This window comes from Streptomyces sp. NPDC057617 (assembly GCF_042800555.1).
Taxonomy (GTDB): Bacteria; Actinomycetota; Actinomycetes; order Streptomycetales; family Streptomycetaceae; genus Streptomyces.
In genome coordinates this window covers 360300-380749 of sequence record NZ_JBHVGV010000005.1, presented here as the reverse complement: position 1 = coordinate 380749, position 20450 = coordinate 360300, and the positions used below count along the sequence as shown (strand labels likewise).

Annotated in this window: 16 protein-coding genes; 5 read left to right on the top strand and 11 right to left on the bottom strand. The window is 70.2% G+C overall.

All coding sequences use genetic code 11. The annotated features are described in order from the left end of the window. Positions 1–133: 133 nt before the first annotated feature. Together ACFU9P_RS15565 and ACFU9P_RS15560 are read right to left on the bottom strand one after the other, a co-directional pair. Positions 134–1549 carry a GH1 family beta-glucosidase gene (locus ACFU9P_RS15565; protein ID WP_384080719.1) on the bottom strand — a complete coding sequence of 472 codons (1416 nt, stop codon included), beginning with the start codon at positions 1547–1549 and terminating at the stop codon, positions 134–136. Between the two features lie 34 nt (positions 1550–1583). Beyond that, on the bottom strand, positions 1584–2561 hold the full coding sequence (locus ACFU9P_RS15560) for a LacI family DNA-binding transcriptional regulator (protein WP_376371465.1): 978 nt from the start codon (positions 2559–2561) through the stop codon (positions 1584–1586). 304 nt (positions 2562–2865) lie between these two features. Between ACFU9P_RS15560 and ACFU9P_RS15555 the strand changes: the two genes are divergently transcribed. Next, positions 2866–4764 (top strand): ricin-type beta-trefoil lectin domain protein, encoded by a 1899-nt coding sequence (locus tag ACFU9P_RS15555; protein ID WP_376371468.1) that lies wholly within the window; start codon positions 2866–2868, stop codon positions 4762–4764. A 45-nt stretch (positions 4765–4809) separates the two neighbouring features. Here the strand turns inward: ACFU9P_RS15555 and cimA are convergent, their stop codons facing one another. The 3 genes from cimA to ACFU9P_RS15540 all read right to left on the bottom strand — a co-directional run bounded on the left by cimA (position 4810) and on the right by ACFU9P_RS15540 (position 9210). After that, positions 4810–6417 carry a citramalate synthase gene (gene cimA, locus ACFU9P_RS15550; protein ID WP_384080715.1) on the bottom strand — a complete coding sequence of 536 codons (1608 nt, stop codon included), beginning with the start codon at positions 6415–6417 and terminating at the stop codon, positions 4810–4812. A gap of 396 nt (positions 6418–6813) precedes the next feature. After that, positions 6814–7902: a branched-chain amino acid aminotransferase gene (locus tag ACFU9P_RS15545; RefSeq protein WP_384080712.1), complete on the bottom strand. Its 1089-nt coding sequence runs from the start codon at positions 7900–7902 to the stop codon at positions 6814–6816. 258 nt (positions 7903–8160) lie between these two features. Then, a complete protein-coding gene (locus ACFU9P_RS15540; RefSeq protein WP_384080709.1) occupies positions 8161–9210 on the bottom strand; it encodes a 3-isopropylmalate dehydrogenase in 1050 nt (349 codons plus the stop codon). Positions 9211–9338: 128 nt separating this feature from the next. Here ACFU9P_RS15540 and ACFU9P_RS15535 point away from each other — a divergent pair, with 128 nt between their 5' ends. Then, positions 9339–10955 carry a purple acid phosphatase family protein gene (locus ACFU9P_RS15535; RefSeq protein WP_384080706.1) on the top strand — a complete coding sequence of 539 codons (1617 nt, stop codon included), beginning with the start codon at positions 9339–9341 and terminating at the stop codon, positions 10953–10955. A gap of 217 nt (positions 10956–11172) precedes the next feature. Continuing rightward, positions 11173–12000, top strand: coding sequence for a M55 family metallopeptidase (locus tag ACFU9P_RS15530; RefSeq protein WP_384080704.1), 828 nt, complete (start codon positions 11173–11175; stop codon positions 11998–12000). A gap of 61 nt (positions 12001–12061) precedes the next feature. Here ACFU9P_RS15530 and ACFU9P_RS15525 read toward each other — a convergent pair whose 3' ends face one another. From ACFU9P_RS15525 to ACFU9P_RS15515, 3 genes are all read right to left on the bottom strand, one after another. Further along, positions 12062–12514, bottom strand: a complete 453-nt coding sequence (locus ACFU9P_RS15525) for a DUF5707 domain-containing protein (RefSeq protein ID WP_376371483.1) — start codon at positions 12512–12514, stop codon at positions 12062–12064. A gap of 499 nt (positions 12515–13013) precedes the next feature. Continuing rightward, the gene (locus tag ACFU9P_RS15520; RefSeq protein ID WP_106409672.1) at positions 13014–13142 is read right to left on the bottom strand and encodes a hypothetical protein; all 129 of its coding nucleotides are present in this window, start codon (positions 13140–13142) and stop codon (positions 13014–13016) included. 299 nt (positions 13143–13441) lie between these two features. Next, on the bottom strand, positions 13442–14029 hold the full coding sequence (locus ACFU9P_RS15515; protein ID WP_384080700.1) for a TetR family transcriptional regulator: 588 nt from the start codon (positions 14027–14029) through the stop codon (positions 13442–13444). A 122-nt stretch (positions 14030–14151) separates the two neighbouring features. On the opposite strand from ACFU9P_RS15515, the gene ACFU9P_RS15510 reads away from it, so the two are divergent. Then, positions 14152–15222 (top strand): NAD(P)-dependent alcohol dehydrogenase, encoded by a 1071-nt coding sequence (locus ACFU9P_RS15510; protein WP_384080697.1) that lies wholly within the window; start codon positions 14152–14154, stop codon positions 15220–15222. 69 nt (positions 15223–15291) lie between these two features. On the opposite strand, the gene ACFU9P_RS15505 is transcribed toward ACFU9P_RS15510, so the two are convergent. From ACFU9P_RS15505 to ACFU9P_RS15495, 3 genes are all read right to left on the bottom strand, one after another. After that, positions 15292–15837, bottom strand: coding sequence for a GNAT family N-acetyltransferase (locus ACFU9P_RS15505; protein WP_384080694.1), 546 nt, complete (start codon positions 15835–15837; stop codon positions 15292–15294). A gap of 155 nt (positions 15838–15992) precedes the next feature. Beyond that, complete coding sequence (gene pruA / locus ACFU9P_RS15500) at positions 15993–17624, bottom strand: L-glutamate gamma-semialdehyde dehydrogenase (RefSeq protein WP_384080691.1); 1632 nt, start codon at positions 17622–17624, stop codon at positions 15993–15995. 71 nt (positions 17625–17695) lie between these two features. Next, positions 17696–18622, bottom strand: coding sequence for a proline dehydrogenase family protein (locus tag ACFU9P_RS15495; RefSeq protein WP_376371503.1), 927 nt, complete (start codon positions 18620–18622; stop codon positions 17696–17698). 193 nt (positions 18623–18815) lie between these two features. Here ACFU9P_RS15495 and ACFU9P_RS15490 point away from each other — a divergent pair, with 193 nt between their 5' ends. Next, positions 18816–20417, top strand: a complete 1602-nt coding sequence (locus ACFU9P_RS15490; RefSeq protein ID WP_384080687.1) for a helix-turn-helix domain-containing protein — start codon at positions 18816–18818, stop codon at positions 20415–20417. Positions 20418–20450 lie beyond the last annotated feature (33 nt).

The following is a 20450-nucleotide window of genomic DNA, read 5'->3' as shown; positions in this document are numbered from 1 at the left end:
GGGGGGAGTGCGGGTGTGTGGAGCGATGTCCGTACGGGGTGGTGCGCGGTTCAGGAGGGTGCGGGGGTACGGGAGGTACAGGGGTGCTGACGTGCGGCGGTGCGGCGGTACTGGGGTGCGGCGGTACGGCGTGCTACCGCGTGGCGTCCCGCGTGAGGCGGATCGTGTCGCGGTACCACTTCGCGCTGTCCTTGAGGGTCCTGGCCTGGGTGGCGTAGTCGACGCGGACGATGCCGAAGCGCTTGTCGTAGCCGTACGCCCACTCGAAGTTGTCCATCAGCGACCACGCGAAGTAGCCGCGTACATCCGCTCCCCGCTCCCGCGCCTCGGCGACCGCCGCGATGTGGTCGGCGAGATACGCGGTGCGGTCGGCGTCGGGGACGGAGCCGTCGGCGGCGACGAGGTCGTCGAAGGCGGCGCCGTTCTCGGTGATCACGGTCGGTACGCCGTAGTCGTGCTGGAGGCCCAGGAGCAGTTCGGTGAGTTCGCCCGGGGTGATCTCCCAGTCCATGGCGGTACGGGGCAGATCGCGCGGGACGCTCCGGGTGACGGGCAGCCCGTCCGCGTCCGCCGTCGCGCCGTCCTCAGTGGTGCCGGAGAAGAGGGCGCCCCGGTAGAAGTTGACCCCGAGGACGTCCAGCGGGGTGGAGATGGCCGCCAAGTCGCCTTCCTGTACGGGGAGTTCGACCCCGTGCAGGGCCAGATCGGCGAGCACGTCCTCGGGGTAGCGGCCGTGCACGAGCGGGTCGAGATAGAGCCGCCGGCCCATTCCGTCGGCGCGGCGGCAGGCCTCACGGTCGGCCGCGCTGTCGGTCTCGGGGGTGGCGGTGCCGAGGTTGAGGGTGATGCCGAGTTCGAGCGGGCGAGTGCTGCCGGCCGCCTCGCGGATGCGCGAGGACGCCAGGCCGTGGCCGAGGAGCAGATGGTGTACGGCGTGCAGGGCGTCGCCGAAGTTCCGGCGGCCTGGGGCGTGCACACCCGCGTCGTAACCGAGCATCGCGGAGCACCACGGCTCGTTCAGCGTGGTCCAGTGGGCGACCCGGTCGCCGAGTGCCTCGTACGCCAGCATCGCGTAGTCGGCGAAGCGGTACGCGGTGTCGCGGGCCGGCCAGCCGCCCGCGTCCTCCAGCTCCTGGGGCAGGTCCCAGTGGTAGAGCGTGATCCAGGGGGTGACGTTCCTGCGGTCCAGTTCGTCGATCAGCCGCTTGTAGAAGTCCAGCCCCTTGGCGTTGGCGGGGCCCCGGCCGCCCGGCTGGATCCGCGGCCAGGCGAGCGAGAAGCGGTACGTGTCGACGCCGAGACCGGCGATCAGCTCCACGTCCTCGGGCATGCGGTGGTAGTGGTCGCACGCCACATCGCCGTGCTCACCCCGTACGACGGCGCCCGGAACCCGGCAGAAGGTGTCCCAGATCGAGGGGGTCCTGCCGTCCTCGGCAGCCGCGCCCTCGATCTGGTAGGCGGAGGTGGCGACGCCCCAGCGGAAGCCGGCCGGCATTCCGGGGACCGCCACGGCGGGTCGTACGAGCGCCTGGGGGGTGGTGGCGTTCATGGCTCTCCTGAGGGTTACGGGGCGATCTCCGGGGTTACGGGGCCGACTTCCGTACGATCAGTTCCGTGGGCAGGACCGCCGGTTCGTCCGGCGCGGACTGCCCGCCGAGATGCCCGAGCAGCATCGACGCGGCCGTCTCGCCCATCTCGCGGGCGGGCTGACGGACCGTCGTCAGCGGCGGCTCGGTGTGCCGGGCCATCGGGAGATTGTCGAAGCCGACCACCGCGATGTCGTCGGGCACTCCGCGCCCGGCGGCCCGCAGGGCCCGCAGCGCGCCGGCCGCGCTGATGTCGTTGTGCGCGAAGACCGCGTCGAACTCGACCTGTCCGGCGAGGAGTTTCTCCACCGCGAGCCGTCCCGACAGCTCGGTGAAGTCCCCCACCACGACCAGATCCGTCGGCAGCACCTCGCGGAACCCGGCGAGCCGGTCCCGTACACAGCCGAAGTGCGCCGGGCCGGTGATGACCAGCGGCCTGCGGCGCCCGTCGGCCACAAGATGGCGGGCGGCGGACGCCCCTCCCTCGCGATTGGTGGTCACGACGGACGGGAAGTCCTCGGGGTGGCTGCCGCGGTCGTCGATCAGGACGACGGGCAGGCCCTTGCGGTGCAGGCCGATGATGGTGTCGAGGGTGTTCTCCGGTTCGACGACGAGGAGTCCGTCGAAGGCGCGGGCCGAGACCTGCGTGGTGAAGTGCTCCACCGACTCGGCGCCGCGGTTGCAGGTGAAGAGCAGCAGGCCGTAGCCGGCCGCCTCGATGGTGTCGACGACTCCCTGGAGGACCTCGCCCATCCACGGCCAGGTCAGCGAGGGAACCAGCATCCCGACCGTACGGCTGCTGCCGCGGGCCAGGCCGACGGCGCCGGAGCTGGGTACGTAACCGAGTCGGTCGATCACGGCGCGCACCCGGGCCGCCGTGGTGCGGTCGACCTCCCCCTTGGTATTGATCACCCGGGACACGGTCGTCTTGCTGACGCCTGCCTGGCGGGCGACGTCGGCGATCGTGACACGCATCGGGGCCTCCGCGTCGAGGTGTTGGGACCGGTACCGCAACCGCTTCCGGAACCGGTACCGGCGTTGGCCCGTGAGTTAACCGGCGCGCAACACAGTCGTCAATACTTCACGTCGAGATTGGTCCGCACCTTTGTTACGTACCAGGCCAGTAGCAGGTCAAGGGAGTTATGCGTTCGGCTTGTGAAGACGCGGACCCTTGACGGGAGTTCGTAACAGCAGTTCACTCACGCCGCAGGGAGCGACAGCGCACGCACCGCCCCACCGCACCACCCCCCACACCTCTGCCGAGAAGGGCAGCAGTCTTATGTCGAGATCGACAGGCACCGGGCGAACAGGCACCGGGCGACGCCTGGCACGGGTTCTCCTCGCCGGAGCCCTGGCCACCGCCGGGCTCACCGGCCTCTCCGCCGGTACGGCCCAGGCCGCGGGCGAGCAGGTCAATATCTGGCTGACCACCACCGACGACGCGGCCGGACGGCATGTCACCCGCGGCCTCCAGCAGCAGACCCCCGTCACCTTCCAGGCGGGCAACGGCGGCAGCGGCACCAATATCACCGTCGACGAGGGCACCCGCTACCAGACCTTCACCGGCGGCGGCGCCTCCTTCACGGACACCGCGGCCTGGCTGATGAAGGGCAGCGGGGCGCTCTCCCAGGCGACCCGTGACGACACGATGCGGAAGCTGTTCTCGCCCACCGAGGGCATCGGGCTCTCCTTCATCCGCAACCCGATGGGCGGTTCCGACCTCGCCCGCTTCGGCTACACGTACAACGATCTGCCGGCCGGTCAGACCGACCCGACGCTGTCGCGGTTCTCGATCGCCCATGACCTCCAGGACGTACTGCCGCTCACCAAGCAGGCCAAGCAGCTCAATCCGGCCCTGTCGACGATGGCCTCGCCGTGGACGGCGCCGGCCTGGATGAAGGACAGCGGGCAGCTCAACGGCGGCTGGCTGAAGGCGGAGAACTACGGCACGTACGCCGACTACTTCGTCAAGTACCTCCAGGCCTACCGCGACAACGGCATACCGGTCGACTACGTCTCGGCGCAGAACGAGCCGACCTGCTGCGGCGGCTACCCCTCGATGAGCTGGAACGGCTCGGGTCTGGCGTACTTCACCAAGAGCGAGCTGCTGCCGAAGCTCCAGGGCGCCGGGCTCTCCACCAAGGTCCTCGCGCACGACTGGAACTGGGACACGTACGACGCGTACGCGGCGGAGACCGTCAATGACGCGGCGGTCCGCAACCACCCCAACTTCGGCGGGGTCGCCTGGCACGGCTACGGCGGCAACATCCAGAAGCAGACGGATGTGCACAACCAGTACCCGCAGATGGACGCCTTCCAGACCGAGCACTCCGGCGGCACCTGGATCGCCAACCAGCAGCGCGAGGACATGTCGAACATCATCGACTACACCCGCCACTGGGCGAAGTCGGTGACCAAGTGGTCCCTGGCGGTGGACCAGAACCGCGGCCCGCACAACGGCGGCTGCGGCACCTGCGACGGTCTGATCACGGTCCACAACGGTGACAGCCGGCACGGCCAGGTCGACTACACCATCGAGTACTACACGATGGGCCACCTCACCAAGTTCGTGAAGCCGGGCGCGCAGCGCATCGCCTCCACGGCCAGCACCACGGTCTCCAATGTGGCCTGGCGCAACCCGGACGGCTCCAAGGCGCTCATCGCGTACAACGACGGCACCGGCGCCCAGCAGGTACGGGTCAACTGGGGCGGGCAGAACTTCACCTACTCGCTGCCCGGCAAGACCTCGGCCACCTTCACCTGGGCGGGCACCCAGGCCGGCGGCTCGGACCGCAGCGGCACGCTGGTCGGGCTCGGCGGCAAGTGCCTGGACGTGGCGGGCGGTTCCAACGCCAATGGCACGGCCGTGCAGATCTACGACTGCAACACCTCCACCGCCCAGCGCTGGACCCTCAAGGCCGACGGTTCGGTCCAGGCCCTGGGCAAGTGCCTGGACGTGGCCGCGGCCTCGACGGCCAACGGGGCGAAGGTGCAGCTCTACGACTGCAACGGGTCGGGGGCACAGCAGTGGAGATACGAGTCGGGCTCGGCCGATCTGGTCAATGTCCCGGCCGACAAGTGCCTCGATGTGACGGGCAATACCTCGGCGAACGGAACCGGTACGCAGATCTGGACCTGCACCGGAGCCGCCAACCAGAAGTGGCGGCTCCAGGGCTGAGGCCTCTTGGCAGGACACAGGGCCGGGGCCGGACCGGCGGGGTATCTACTCCGCCGGTTCGACCCCGGCCCTCAGCAGTCCGTAGGTGTACGCGTCCTCCAGCGCCTGCCAGGAAGCCGCGATCACATTCTCGGCGACCCCCACCGTGGCCCAGTCGCCGGTGCCGTCCGAGGTGGTGACCAGCACCCTGGTGGTGGACTCGGTGCCGTGCCGGCCCTCCAGGATCCGGACCTTGTAGTCCACCAGCTCCAGCTTGGCGAGCTGCGGATAGATCTGCTCCAGGCCCACCCGCATCGCCCGGTCCAGCGCGTTGACAGGACCGTTCCCCTCGGCGGTCGCGACGATCCGCTCGCCCTTGGCCCAGAGCTTCACAGTGGCCTCATTGGCGTGCGTACCGTCGGGCCTGTCCTCGACGATCGCCCGCCAGGACTCCGTACGGAAGTAGTTACGGGGCCTGCCCTCCGCCTCCTCGCGCAGCAGCAGTTCGAAGGAGGCGTCGGCCGCCTCGTACGTATAGCCCCTCAGCTCGCGCTCCTTGACCCGGCCGACGACCCGGCCGACCAGATCGCGGTCGCCGCCGAGGTCGATACCGAGTTCCTTGCCCTTCAGCTCGATGGAGGCGCGTCCTGCCATGTCGGAGACGAGGGTGCGCATGCTGTTGCCGACCAGCTCGGGCGTGATGTGCTGGTACAGATCCGGGTCGACCTTGATCGCGGAGGCGTGCAGCCCGGCCTTGTGGGCGAAGGCCGAGACCCCGACGTACGGCTGGTGGGTGGAGGGCGCCAGATTGACGACCTCGGCGATGGCGTGCGAGATCCGGGTCATCTCGGCGAGCGCGCCCGCGGGCAGGACCCGCTTGCCGTACTTCAGCTCCAGGGCGGCGACGACCGGGAAGAGATTGGCGTTGCCGACGCGCTCCCCGTACCCGTTGGCCGTGCACTGCACATGCGTGGCGCCCGCGTCGACGGCGGCGAGGGTGTTGGCGACGGCGCAGCCCGTGTCGTCCTGGGCGTGGATACCGATCCTGGCCCCGGTGTCGGCGAGCACGGTGGAGACGACGGCCTGGATCTGCGCGGGCAGCATGCCGCCATTGGTGTCACAGAGGATCACCACATCGGCGCCGGCCTCGGCGGCGGTCCGTACGACGGCCTTGGCGTACTCGGGGTTGGCGCGGTAGCCGTCGAAGAAGTGCTCGCAGTCGACGAAGACCCGGCGGCCCCGTTCGCACAGGTACGAGACGGTGTCGCGGATCATCTCCACGTTCTCGTCGAGGGTGGTGCGCAGGGCCAGCTCGACATGGCGGTCATGCGATTTGGCGACCAGCGTGACCACCGGGGCGCCCGACTCGACCAGCGCCCTGACCTGCGGGTCCTCCGCCGCCTTCGCTCCCGGCCGGCGCGTGGCGCCGAAGGCGACGAGCTGAGCGTGCCGGAACTCGATCTCCTGCCGGGCGCGGGCGAAGAACTCGGTGTCGCGCGGATTGGCGCCGGGCCAGCCGCCCTCGATGAAGCCCACGCCGAACTCGTCCAGGTACCGGGCGATGGCCAGCTTGTCGGCGACCGTCAGATTGATGCCTTCGCGCTGTGCGCCGTCGCGGAGCGTCGTGTCGAAGACATGGAAACTGTCGTCGCTCTCCGTGGACCGATTGGTCATGATGGGTTGCTCCTGTCGAGTGGATGGTCTGGCTCCACTTGCCCCCATCGTCGCGCGCCGTCCGCCTTCCGCCGGGGTGGGGCCGGAAAACGAAAAAACCTCTCGCGGGTGCGAGAGGTCTGCGCGCGGGTCTGAGGCACGGTGCCCGCGCCGTACATGGTGGTACGGGGCGGTCACTGCGGACCGGCGCGCTTGCTGCCGATAATCATGGCGAGCGAGAGCACGGGGCGATTTTTGCATGTCTTCCGTGACTGGGCTGAACCGTCTCACTATACGGTCGCGGCCCGCTCCGCCGCAGTTCGGGAGTGGTACGGCCACACGGGACCGGGCCGGGGCGGTACGGCAGCGCGGGCCCGTCCCCGGTCGGGGCGGGCCCGCGTGAGTGTACGGACCGGATCAGCCGAGGTCGTGCATCCAGCCGTGGGTGTCGGGCACCACACCCCGCTGGATGTCGAGCAGCGCCGTCCGCAGCTCCATGGTGACCTTGCCCGGCTCGCCGCCCGACTGGGTCCACTCGCCGGCCGCCGACTTGACCAGGCCGACCGGGGTGATCACCGCGGCCGTACCGCAGGCGAAGACCTCGGTGAGGGTGCCGTTCTCGGTGTCGCGGCGCCAGTCGTCGGTGGAGATCCGGCCCTCCTCGGAGGTGTAGCCGAGGTCGCGCGCCACGGTGAGCAGCGAGTCACGGGTGATGCCCGCGAGCAGCGACCCGGTCAGCTCGGGGGTGACGATGCGGTCCCCGTACACGAAGTACAGGTTCATCCCGCCCATCTCCTCGACCCAGCGGTGCTCCAGCGCGTCCAGCCAGACCACCTGCTCGCAGCCCTTCTCGGCCGCCTCGGCCTGCGCGAGCAGGGACGCCGCGTAGTTGCCGCCGGTCTTGGCGAAGCCCATGCCGCCGGGGACGGCCCGGACGTAGTTCTCCGAGAGCCAGACCGAGACGGGCTTCACCCCGCCGGGGAAGTAGGCACCGGCCGGGGAGGCGATGACCAGGAAGAGATACTCGTTCGCCGGGCGCACCCCGAGGCCGGTCTCGTTGGCGAACATGAACGGCCGCAGATAGAGCGACTCCTCACCGCCGTGCGCGGGCACCCATGCCTTGTCCTGCTGGACGAGCGCGTCGCACGCGGCGATGAACGTCTCGACCGGCAGCTCGGGCATGGCGAGCCGGCGGGCGGAGCGCCGGAAGCGCTCGGCGTTGGCCTCGGGCCGGAAGGTGGCGACCGTACCGTCGGGGCGGCGGTAGGCCTTGAGCCCCTCGAAGATCTCCTGCGCGTAGTGCAGCGCCATATTGGCCGGGTCGATCGAGAGCGGCGCGTACGGCACGAGCTGCGCGTCGTGCCAGCCCCTGCCCTCCGTCCACTTGATCGTCACCATGTGATCGGTGAAGTGGCGGCCGAATCCCGGGTTGGCCAGGATCGCCTCCCGCTCGGCGGCGGACAGCGGATGCGAGGAGGGCTTCAGCTCGATCGTGGGCGTGGTCATGAATACTCGTCCTTCACCGGTTGTATGTGCCGGACCGCCTCACGCCACTGCTTGTGCTAGGACGTCCGAGCATTACCGTATGCCGCGGCCCACGCAGATTATCGCGCGGGCGCCGCGGCGTAGGAACACAGCGGACGAACGGGGTGGATGCGGCCCGGGGCTGGATGGTCGTACTACCCGCCGGATCGGTGGTGCCCGGTGGCCGCACAGCACAGCCGCCGGGTTACGAAGACCCGGCGGCTGTAAGGAGTCGACGGGTCAGCTCGCTACGCGTACGGCGAGCGCGTCGCCGATCTCGTCGGTGGTACGGGCAGCCGCCGCCGGGGTGTCCCGGCCGGCGAGATCGGCCACGACGGCCTCCTCGATCCGGCCGGCCTCGGCGTCGAAGCCCAGGTGGCGCAGCAGCAGGGCGACGGAGAGGACCGTGGCGGTGGGGTCGGCCTTGCCCTGGCCCGCGATGTCCGGCGCCGAGCCGTGGACCGGCTCGAACATGGACGGGAACGTACGGTCCGGGTTGATGTTCGCGGACGCGGCCAGGCCGATGCCGCCGGTCACGGCCGCGGCCAGGTCGGTGAGGATGTCACCGAAGAGGTTGTCGGTGACGATCACGTCGAAGCGCTGGGGCTGGCTGACGAAGAAGATCGTCGCGGCGTCGACATGCAGATAGTCGGTGGTGACTTCGGGGTACTCGCGGCCGACGCGGTCGAAGATGTTCTTCCAGAGGTGGCCGGCGTAGACGAGGACGTTGTTCTTGTGGACCAGCGTCAGCTTCTTGCGCGGACGGGCGTCGGCCCGCGCGTACGCGTCACGGACCACCCGCTCCACGCCGTAGGCCGTATTGACGCTCACTTCGGTGGCCACCTCGGCGGGCGTACCGGTGCGCAGGGAACCTCCGTTGCCCGTGTACGGGCCCTCCGTCCCTTCCCGTACGACGACGAAGTCGATGTCCGGGCTGCCCGCCAGCGGAGTGGCCGTATGCGGGTAGAGCTTGGACGGGCGGAGATTCACATAGTGGTCGAAGGCGAAGCGCAGCTTGAGCAGCAGCCCGCGCTCCAGGACACCGGACGGCACGGACGGGTCGCCGATCGCGCCGAGCAGGATCGCGTCATGGCTCTTGAGGGCCTCCAGCTCCGAGTCCGGGAGGGTCTCCCCGGTACGGTGCCAGCGGCCGGCGCCGAGGTCGTACTCCTTGGTCTCCAGCTTCACATCCTGGGGCAGGACGGAACGCAGGACCTTGAGGCCCTGGGCCACGACCTCCTGACCGATGCCGTCACCGGGGATCACTGCGAGATTGAGGCTGCGAGACATGACGGCACCCTACTCCGCGTCCCAGCCCATGACATGGCGCGTCCACTTAGTGGACAGGCCGCGTTTCGTTCGCCGCGTGTACGCCGAGGGTCCACCCGTGGGCCACTCTCCGGTGTCACATTCTGTCCATGGATACCCCTCGCGTCGGGATCCCCGACGGTCTCGCCTCCCGGATGAGCATGGCGGAACAGCACGAGTATCTGCGCGGGCGGATCGGGCGTGGTCGCTTCGGGGGTACGGGCGGGGGCTCCGGGGCCGGCTTCGGTCGGCGCGGTCTGCTGCGGGCGGGGTCGGTCGCGGTGGGTACGGTGGCGGGGGCGGGGCTGCTGGGTTCGAGCGCGGCGCCGGTCGCGGGCCCTGTGTTCCTGCCTTCATCGGCTGCTGCCCGGGTGGACGGATCGTTGGTGGCCCCGTTCGGCCGGCATCTCGCCTTCGGCGCGGACCCGAAGACACAGATGACGGTCTCGTGGCAGGTGCCGTTCCCGGTGCGGAAGCCGTTCGTGCGCGTGGGGCTGAAGCCCTGGGAGCTGAGCCGGAAGATCGAGGCGGAGGTACGGCCGCTGCACACGCCGTCGCTGACGGACGAGCTGCCCGCGGTGGACCAGTACTACCTTCATGTGCCGCTGGAACGGCTGCGCCCGGGCACGACGTACTACTACGGCGTGGGCCACGAGGGCTTCGACCCGGCCGACCCGCGCCATCTGACCACGGTCTCGACCTTCCGTACCGCACCGGCCGCGGCCCGTACCGATGCCTTCGTCTTCACCGCCTTCGGCGACCAGGGCGTCTCGTACGACGCGCTCGCCAACGACCAGGTGATCCTCGGTCAGAACCCGGCCTTCCATCTGCACGCGGGCGACATCTGCTACGCGGACAGCAGCGGGCAGGGCGACTCGTCCGACACGTATGACGCGCGGGTCTGGGACCAGTTCCTGGCGCAGACCGAGACGGTGGCCTCTCGGGTGCCCTGGATGGTGACCACCGGCAATCACGACATGGAGGCGTGGTACTCCCCCGACGGCTACGGCGGCCAGAACGCCCGCTGGACCCTGCCGGGCGGCGGCCTCGACCCGGTGAAGTCGCCGGGCGTGTACTCGTTCACGTACGGCAACGTGGGCGTGGTCGCCCTGGACGCCAACGATGTCTCCCACGAGATCCGCGCCAACACCGGCTACACGGACGGCACCCAGACCCACTGGCTGGACCGCCGCCTCGCCGCCCTGCGCGCGGACCGGGACATCGATTTCATCGTGGTCTTCTTCCACCACTGCGCCTTCTCGACGACCAACGCACACGCCTCGGACGGCGGCGTACGCGAGGCCTGGGTCCCCCTCTTCGACAAACACGGCGTCGACCTGGTCATCAACGGCCACAACCACGTCTACGAACGCACCGACGCGCTCAGGTCGGGTACGGTCCGCCGCCGCGTCGACATCGGCGCGAGCGTGGACTCCGTACGGGACGGCATCGTGTACGTCACGGCAGGTGGCGCGGGCAAGGCGCTGTACAGCTTCCCGGCCCCGGACAGTTACGAGGGCAATGCGTCCGAGGTCGAGAGCGTCTCCTCGTACCACTGGACCGAGGACGGCACCAAGACCTCGGAGACGGTCGAGTGGTCCCGGGTCCGCTACACGGGCTTCTCGTTCCTGGCGGTGGAGGTGACGGCTGGGACCCGACCGAAGCTGGAGGTCACGGCCCTGGCCGAATCGGGCGCGAGGGTGGACCACTTCAGGGTGACCCGGTAGGGACGGATGCGACCCGGGCGCCGGATCTTGGTGCCGGCCGCGTACGCCAACGGCCTGCAGATGAACGTCCTCGACGTCGTCCCCTGAGCAGGCTGGTGGCGCTGCGGAAACGCCGTGCCGCTCCCGCAGCGCCACAGTCGGCCGGCCAACAGGCCCAAGTACCAGTGCCACTACCGCGCCCTGGCGCGGTGAGCACGGCACGTAGACTCCCTGACCCATGAACGTGCTGATCTCTGTTGACATGGAGGGCATCTCGGGGATCGTGCATCCCACCGAGACGAATCCGGATCGCTACGACTACGAGCGCGGCCGGGCGTTGATGACGGCCGAGGCGAACGCCGTGATCGCCGGCGTCCTGGAGGCCGAACCCACCGCCGCAGTCCTTGTCGCCGACGCACACGGGCCTTTCCGTAACCTGCTGCCGGAGGAACTCGACCGACGGGCACGCCTGGTACGCGGCAAACCGCGCCCGCTGGGCATGCTCGGCGGGCTCGACGAACACACCGACGCCGCCATGTTCATCGGCTACCACGCCCGCGCCGGCGGCGGGCCCGCCGTGCTGGCGCACACCATGAGCGACAGCATCCTCGATGTGCGCGTGGCCGGACGTTCCTTGGGTGAGATCGGTCTGAACGCGGCCATGGCCGGGTACTTGGGCGTACCGGTCGTGCTGCTCAGCGGCGACGACAGCGCCTGCGCCGAACTGACTGATCTGGTCCCGTCCGCGCTCACCGTCGCGGTCAAACAGGCCCTCGGCCAGGCCGCCGCCATCGCCCTGCACCCCGAAGAAGCCCGGGAGCGCCTGCGCCAAGCGGCGGCGGAAGCCATCACGCAACGTGCCCTCGTCTCGCCGCTGACCATCGCCGGACCGCTGGACGTCGAGGTCGACCTTTCCGGGCCGTACATGGTTGATCTGGCGACACTCGTACCAGGCGTCTCACGCGCCGACAGCGGCCGTACGATCGCCTTCACCGCCACCGACATCGCCGAGGCCTACCGGCTGATCCTGCTGCTCGTACAACTCTCCGGCATCAAGCCTGGCTAGGGCCTTGTCCGATGGGTCTCTTGGGGCGCCTCTCAGTGCCCCGGGAGGGTTGAATGCCCGGTTACTTGACGGTGAAGCGCGCCGCCTTTGTGGCCAGGGTGGTCGTGCCGTCCTCGGCGGTGGCGAGGACAGCGACATGCCAGGGACCGTGAGGGGAAGACTCGGCCTCGGCGCCGGGCACCGCGATCGTGTAGACGCAGCGCGTAGTGTCTTCGCGGGCGGGCTCGCAGGTGGCCGACTCCGCAGCGGCCATGTCCTTGGCGGTCAGCTCCTGCTGGGCGAAGGCGGAGTCAGCCGGCCAGGCCAGGACCTTCAAGCTCTTGACGCCGGAGGACGCCGTGACGTCGGTGGTGAAGGTGAACGAGCCGTCGCGGTCGCCGTCGGGAGCGATATAGCGGGCGGTGCTGTGCGCCAAGGCGGGGGGCTGCTCCCCGGCATAGGCGATGGCGAAGGCTCCGGCGCCTCCGAGGACGACGACACCGGCGGCTACGGCCAAAGCGATACGTCGGGACATTAGAGGTTCTCCGCAACTGTCTCAGATGGATGAGATCGGCGCTCTCGGCTGCGCCGCTGCGACCATGCTCGCGGCGCGGGATGCGCCGGGCATGAGCACATGTGCTCAGCTCGACCTGAGTAGGCGGATCCGTGAGAAGTGGCCAAGTACCACTTCCGGTGGGTCGACGCGACCGGAGCCCCCTCCGACGACCTGTCGGACCTCCTCGAACCCGTGGATCAGTCCGCGGACGGCCTCGCGTCCGATCTCCGCACGCGCCGTGTGACGGCCGCGGTCGCCCACGCCCTGCAGACCCCCGGAACCGCGCAGAACCGGATCCGACCGGGCCGTCTCGCTGCTGCCCGAGATCATCGACGACAGAGACGTCCGCACAACCGCGGAGGCGTTCATCCACGTCCTGTGCACACCACATCAACAGGTCCAGGCTCTGGACTGATGCGGCAGGCGGGTCAGTGGATGCGGAGGCTCGGGGCCGGCGCAGCCCGCCGAAGCAACGGCGTCAGTGGCCCGTCGCGCCGCCGTTGTCGCGGCGGTCGAGGGCGCGCTGGAGGGCGGCCGCGGCGTTCTTGCGGTCGGATTCGCTCGTACGGGAGGTGTGGCGGACGCGGCGGACGGTCGTCTCGGCCATGGTGATCGACTCCTTGAGATAGCTGAACCACGCGGTGGGGTCACGGGATGCATCTACGAGGCGCCGGGTGGGGCGGGGGGCGTACGCCGCAGGGGTTGCCTGCCAGGGGCGGTGCCCGCGTCCGCCATTCGCTGGATGGAGCGAGACGTTCGGCTCATTCCAAGCTAAGCGAGCGGCGCCGCCCTGTCTCTATATTTACTCGGACTTCCTACTATCTGAGACGGGACCCCCTCCGACCTGCGGTGTCACTCACGCTTGCGGCGGTATCGACGGACCGCCGGCCGGGCGGACCCTCCAGCTCAATCGGCCGCCACCGCGCGGCGGACGCTCTCGCGCAGCAGGGCTCGGCGTTGCTCGTGCACCTCGGGAGGCTCATCGGCGGTTGCCGCGTAGACGTTGCTGACCGGGGACCAGGCCATGGACATGGCGATGACCATGGTCATCACGTCGAACGGGTCGCCCTGGCGCACCAGGCCGGCGGCCTGGGCTTCGGCGATGGCGCGCAGTTTGCGGTCGTCGCGGCGGTCGCGGCTCTCCACCAGGTGGCCGGACGGGCGGCGCTCCAGGCGTACCCAGGTGGCCAGCCGGATGAGTTCGGGACGGCGGAGGTATTCGTCGTACAGGCGTACGGCCCAGTCCGCGAGGTCGGTGGCGTTGATCGGGACGACGTTCACGATCCGCTCCAGCGAAGCGAAGAAGATGGCGTCGAAGAGCCCTTCCTTGTTGCCGAAGTACGCGTAGAGCTGCGCCTTGTTGGTGCGTGCGGCGGCCACGATCCGCTCGATGCGTGCCCCGGCGATCCCGTGCTCGGCGAACTCCTGGGTCGCCGCATCGAGGATGCGCCGGTACGTCGCCGCTCCACGCGGGTTCAGGGGCAGCTCAGCCATGCCGTCACGCTACCAACATGCGGCCCAGCTGCCAAACAGAACAGTTGGTTTGCCCGGCGGGGCAGATGCGTCTACTGTGAGGCAGACCGAACAGTCTGTTTAACAGTCTGAGGAGATGTTCTGTGCGGACCACAACTGGCTGGCAGGCGGACGGCGCGACAGCGACGCTGCGACGCACGGCGCTGAAGCGGCGCGACCTGCGCCCCGACGACCTCGCGATACGGGTGGACTACTGCGGCGTCTGCCACACCGATCTGCACGCCGTCCGCCGCCACGACGGCGGCAACGGTCACGACAGTCACAACGGCGGAGAAAGCCGTGCCTTGGTACCGGGGCACGAGTTCACTGGCGTGGTGACCGAGACCGGGCCCGCGGTCACCCGCTTCTCCGCCGGCGACCCCGTGGCCGTCGGCAACATCGTCGATTCATGCGGCGAGTGCGCCATGTGCGTGGCCGGCCAGGAGAACTTCTGCCACACCTTCCCGACCCTGACCTACGGCGGCACCGACCGCCACGACGGATCGACCACCTTGGGGGGCTACTCCCGCGAGTACGTCGTCCGTGACCGGTTCGCGTACCCACTTCCCGCCGGTCTGGACCCGGCCGCCGCCGCTCCCCTGCTCTGTGCCGGGATCACTGTCTGGGAGCCCCTGCACACCCTGGGCGTGGGCCCCCACAGCCGCGTCGCCGTGGCCGGACTGGGCGGCCTGGGGCATCTGGCGGTCAAGATCGCCGTGGCGCTCGGCGCCGACACCTCGGTCATCAGCCGCTCACCCGGCAAGGCCGACGACGCCCGTCGTCTCGGCGCCCACGGCCTCGTCGTCTCCACGGACCCGGAACAGATGGCCGCGGCCCGTGACCGGTTCGACGTCGTCATCGACACCATCTCCGCCCCGCACGACCTCGGCCCGTATCTGCGCCTGGTCGCCATGGACGGCACGCTCAGCCACCTCGGGCACCTCGGCCCCGTCACCGTGGAGACCATGGACCTGCTCCTGGGGCGCAAGAAACTCAGCTCCGCGGGCAGCGGCGGCACGCCCGCGACCGCCGCCATGCTGGAGTTCTGCGCCGAGCACGGCGTCACCGCCGATATCGAACTGCTCCCCTCGGCGCGTGTGAACGAGGCCCTCGACCGGCTCGGACGCAACGACGTCCGCTACCGTTTCGTACTCGACATGTCTGACCTGAGTTGACCGCATGTCCGACCTGAGTTGACCGCGAGGCCGCCCCGGAGCAACGCGGCCCAGGAGCGCATCAAAGCGTCAGAGCACGTCCCCCTCACGCCAGTCGAAGACCAGCGCCCCCGCCGGGCCGGGCAGCGGACGCCCCGCGGCCGGCCACAGGAACGCGGAGCCCTCCTCTTCCGGAAGGCGCACCACGCCGCCCGGGGCCAGGGTTTCGATCGTGCCCTGCCACTGGTGCCAGCCCCTCGCGCGGTACAGCCGCTCGCCGTCGTCCGAGGCCGAGAGCGCTCCCAGCTCGTACGCTCCGTCGATCACGCGCTCCAGGGCGGCCATGACCCGGCCGCCGAGTCCCTGCCGATGGTGGTCGGGCCGTACCGCCACGGCCTCGACGAAACCGACGCGGTACGAGCGGCCCCCGTACAGCACCCGCCGCTGGATCACGCTGCCGTGCGCGAGGAACGTACCGTCCGGTTCGCGTACGTACGCGTGGACGCCGCCGAGTCCGTGATCCCAGTCCTCGTCGGTGAATCCGCCCCGGAACGCCTCGTCCATCAGGGCGCGGATCCCGGCGAGGTCGGCCGGGTCCAGTTCGAAGGTGTGCGCTGTACGCAAGGGCTCCGTCATACGCGCCACTCTCGCAGGGCGGGGCCGGCGGACGTGGATCGCCCCCGTACCGGAAGGGGGAGCCGGTACGGGGGCGGGTCTGTGGGGCGGAAGCCGGGCAGCCGGCGCCAGAAGCGCCGGACCTCAGGCCTCAGCCCATGTGCGGGCAGCGGCAATCAGCCCATGTGCGGGTAGCGGTAGTCCGTCGGCGGCACCAGCGTCTCCTTGATCGAGCGCGTCAGCGTCCACCGCATCAGGTTCTGCGGCGCCCCCGCCTTGTCGTTCGTACCGGAAGCGCGCCCGCCGCCGAACGGCTGCTGCCCGACCACCGCGCCCGTCGACTTGTCGTTGATGTAGAAGTTCCCGGCCGCGTACCGCAGCTTCTCCATCGCGTCGGCCGCCGCCGCCCGGTCGTTCGCGATGACCGAGCCGGTCAGGGCGTACGCGCTCACCGACTCCATCTGCGCGAGCACCGACTCGTACTCCGCGTCGTCGTACACATGCACCGCGAGGATCGGGCCGAAGTACTCGGTCGTGAAGACCTCGTTCTCCGGGTCGCCGCACTCGATCACCGTCGGCCGTACGAAATAGCCGACCGAGTCGTCGTACGTACCGCCCGCGACGATCGTGCACGTCGGGTCCGCGGCCGCGCGGTCGATCGCCGCCTTGCTCTTGGCGAAGGCACGCTCGTCGATGACGGCGCCGATGAAGTTGGACAGATCGGTGACATCGCCCATGGCGATCCCGTCGGTCTCGGCGGCGAACTCCTCCTTGAAGCCGTCGTTCCAGATCGACGCGGGAATGTACGCGCGCGAGGACGCCGAGCACTTCTGGCCCTGGTACTCGAAGGAGCCCCTGGTCAGCGCGGTCTTGAGGACGGCACGGTCGGCGCTCGGGTGGGCGACCACGAAGTCCTTGCCGCCGGTCTCGCCGACGATCCTCGGGTACGAGTGGTACTTCTCGATGTTGGCGCCGACCGTCTTCCACAGGTGCTGGAACGTCCTGGTCGAGCCGGTGAAGTGGATACCGGCCAGGTCCGGGTGGGCCAGGGCCACCTCGGAGACTGCGATGCCGTCGCCCGTCACCAGATTGATGACGCCCTTCGGCAGCCCGGCCTCCTCCAGCAGCTCCATCAGCAGCACGGCGGCCAGCGTCTGCGTCGGGGACGGCTTCCAGACCACGACATTGCCCATCAGCGCGGGCGCGGTGGGCAGATTGCCCGCGATCGCGGTGAAGTTGAAGGGCGTGATCGCGTAGACGAACCCTTCGAGCGGGCGGTGGTCGAGCCGGTTCCAGACACCCGGCGAGTTGGCCACCGGCTGCTCGGCGAGCAGGTCACGGGCGTATGCGACATTGAACCGCCAGAAGTCGATCAGCTCGCAGGGCGTGTCGATCTCGGCCTGCTGGGCGGTCTTGGACTGGCCGAGCATGGTGGCGGCGGCGAGCGTCTCGCGCCAGGGGCCCGCCAGCAGTTCGGCCGCGCGCAGGATGATCGCGGCGCGGTCGTCGAAGGCCATCGCGCGCCAGCCGGGGGCGGCGGCGAGCGCGGCGTCGATCGCGTCCTTGGCGTCCTGCTGGGTGGCGCCCGCGAACGTACCGAGCACGGCCCGGTGGTTGTGCGGCTGTACGACATCGACGCGCTCGCCGCCGCCCATCCGCTTCTCGCCGCCGATGGTCATCGGCAGGTCGACGGGGTTCTCGGCCAGCTCCTTGAGCTTGACTTCGAGCCGGGCGCGCTCGGGCGAGCCGGGCGCGTAGCTGTGCACCGGCTCGTTGACCGGCGCGGGAACACGGGTCACAGCGTCCATGGTTGCCGAATCTCCTTCATCAGTGGGTCAGTCGGGGGCGGGTGGGCGGTCCGGGCGCGCGATTCGGCGCCCTAGCCGCGGCTGACCAGCGAGCGCAGGAAGAACGCGAGGTTGGCGGGGCGCTCGGCGAGGCGGCGCATGAAATATCCGTACCAGTCGGTGCCGTACGCGATGTAGACCCGTATCCGGTGTCCCTCGGCCGCCAGCCGGTTCTGCTCGGCCTCGCGGATGCCGTACAGCATCTGGAACTCGTACTCATCGAGCTTACGTCCGGCGCGGTGCGCGAGATCCTGGGTGATCGCGATGAGGCGCGGGTCGTGGGTGCCGGCCATGGGGTAGCCGGAGCCGTTCATCAGGATCCCCAGACACCGGACGTACGCCCTGTCGACCTCGGCCTTGTCCTGGTACGCGACGGAAGCGGGCTCCTTGTAGGCGCCCTTGACCAGGCGTACGCGCGAACCGGCGGCGGCGAGCGCGCGGCAGTCGTCCTCGGTGCGGAAGAGGTACGACTGGACGACCGCGCCGGTCTCGGGAAAGCGTTCGCGCAGCTCGGCGTGGATGGCGAGCGTCGAGTCGACGGTGGTGTGGTCCTCCATGTCGAGGGTGACCGTGGTGCCGATCTCGGCGGCGGCCTCGACGACGGCGGTGATGTTCTTGAGGGCGAGGTCGTGCCCGCCGGGGAGTGCCTGGCCGAAGGAGGAGAGCTTGACGGACATCTCGGCGCGGGGGCCCAGTTCGAGGGGGGTGAGGGCCTCGATCAGACGGAGATAGGCGTCACGGGCGAGCAGGGCCGCGGCCGGGTCGGTGATGTCCTCGCCGAGGACATCGAGGGTGACCTCCAGGCCGCGGGCGGCCATCGCTTCCACGACGGGGGCGGTCTCCTCGATGGACTCACCTGCGATGAAACGGTTCACCACGGGCTTGGTGACCGGAGCCGCCGAGACGACACGGCGCATTCTGTCGCTGCGCGACGCGGCAAGGATCACGGGACCCAGCACTGGGCACCTCCACGGTGGCACGGTGAGATCGAGGGTGGAGACGGCGGGCTTTCGGGGGCCGGCGCGGTATGGCGGGTCACGGAGAGCCACTGTGAAATTTACGGATCGTCCCGATCGTCGACCATCGACAGGTGTCACGCATCCGTGGCCGGGATCTCAGACATCTGTCTGAAGGCGGTGCGAGAATGGCTGGATGAAGGGCGATTACCAGGAACTGGTCGACGAGATCACGGCGCTGCTCGGCGTGCCCGCGACGCTGGAGAACCGGGATTTCGGGCTGATCGCCTTCGGCGCGCACGACAGTGACGACGACTCGGCGATGGACCCGGTCAGGACGCGCTCGATCCTGACCCGGAAGTCGACACCGGCGGTGCGCGCGTGGTTCGAGGGCTTCGGCATCACCCGGGCGCGGGGTCCGGTCCGTATTCCCGCGGCTCCGGACGCGGGTGTCTACCGTGGCCGGATCTGTCTGCCCGTACGGCACCGGGGCGGGGTCCTCGGGTACGTCTGGCTCCTCGACGACTCCGATCCTGGACCCAGCGATGCCCGGCTGGCGGCGGCCATGGAGGTGACGGCCCGGATAGGCGACCTGCTGGCGGAGGAGGCGAAGGCGGGCGCGGACCTGTCCCGCGAACTCCACGCGGCGCTGACGGCGGAACGCGGCTGGCAGCGCGACATGGCCCTGACGACCCTCCGCACCACCTTGGGCCCGAGCGCGGAAGGCCTGCATGTCCTGCTGTGCGTGGCCCCGTGGCGGAACGAGACCCCGGCGCTACGAGCGGTCCCGGGCACGGCGGCGGTGTGCGGGGTGGCGTACGGGGGGTGGGGCGGGGCGGCACCGGCGGGCAGCGGGCCGGGCGATGGGTCCGGTCGCGTGCAGGGCTCTGTGGGCGGCGGAACTGACCGTACGTACGGACTCCACGACACCGCGCCCTCCGGCCACGCGTCCGCGCCCGCACAGAACGACGTACCGCGCGCGGCCGAGCCGATGGGCCGTATGCCCTCGGGCTCGGAGCACGACGGACCGCCGCACCCGGCGACGAGCGGCGCCGGAGCCCGGCGCACCGCCGCAGACGCACGAGCCCACTCGGCACCCGGCGAACCAGCGCCTGCGGACGGGCCGACCGAACGGGCGGCGATCGCCGGTCCGGCCGGGCCGGTCCCCGCGGGCAGGCCGACGGGGCGGGCGGTGGCGGACGGGCGAGCCGGCCGGGAGCACGCCGGTCCGGAGACCGTCGGTTCAGCCGCCCGCGCAGCGGCGTTCGGCGCGGGCTCCGAGTGGGCCGAGGGCGGCGCGGAAGCTGTCGCGCTGCTGGTGCGGCTTCGGTCGGGGGACGCGCTTGCCGCTGTGCTCGCCGCCGTCGCGCGCCTCTGCGAGGGGGCCGGGCCGGCGGTCGCCGCAGGCGTGGCCGTGCCGCGCCAGGGGCTGGGCGGGCTGGCCGACGCCTGGCGGGAGGCGGTCGCGGCGGCCCGGGCGGCCCGCGCCCAGCCCCGGTTCGGGCCGGTCGCCGAATGGGCCTCGATCGGCCCGTACCGCCTGCTCACCGCCCTCCCCGCCGCCCCCGACCCCGCCGTCCGCCCGCTCCTCACCCCGGCCCATACCGAACTCGCCCACACCGCCGAGGAGTTCCTGGACCACGCGGGCCAGGCCGGCCGTACCGCCGCCGCCCTCGGCATCCACCGCCAGACCCTCTACTACCGCCTCTCCCGCATCGAACAGCTCACCGGCCTCGACCTCGACTCCGGCGAGGACCGCCTCCTCCTCCACATGGCCCTCAAAGCCGCCCGCCTCTGACGCCCTCGTAAGGTCTGTTCGTTCAAGTGAGCA